The organism is Vogesella mureinivorans (assembly GCF_007644035.1).
Classification (GTDB): domain Bacteria; phylum Pseudomonadota; class Gammaproteobacteria; order Burkholderiales; family Chromobacteriaceae; genus Vogesella; species Vogesella mureinivorans.
On record NZ_VMTV02001164.1, the window covers coordinates 1 to 283 of the forward strand.

The following is a 283-nucleotide window of genomic DNA, read 5'->3' on the forward strand; positions in this document are numbered from 1 at the left end:
TCCTTGGTGGCCTGGCGCTGGCTGTCGTTGAAGTAGGCCGGCACCGTGATCACGGCCTCGGTGACCTTCTCGCCCAGGTAGTCCTCGGCGGTCTTCTTCATCTTGGCCAGCACTTCCGCACTGATCTGCGGCGGCGCCATCCTGCGGCCGTCGGCCGTGGCCACCCAGGCGTCGCCGTTCTCGTGGGCGACGATGCCGTAGGGCACCAGGTCGATGTCCTTCTTCACTTCGGCGTCGGTGAACTTGCGGCCGATCAGGCGCTTCACCGCGTAAAAGGTGTTCT

At 65.0% G+C, this 283-nt stretch carries 1 protein-coding gene; it reads right to left on the reverse strand.

Annotation, left to right across the window (positions count from 1 at the left end):
• A partial coding sequence (locus FLQ44_RS23330) for an Hsp70 family protein (RefSeq protein WP_147696228.1) occupies positions 1-283 on the reverse strand: 283 nt, incomplete at both ends.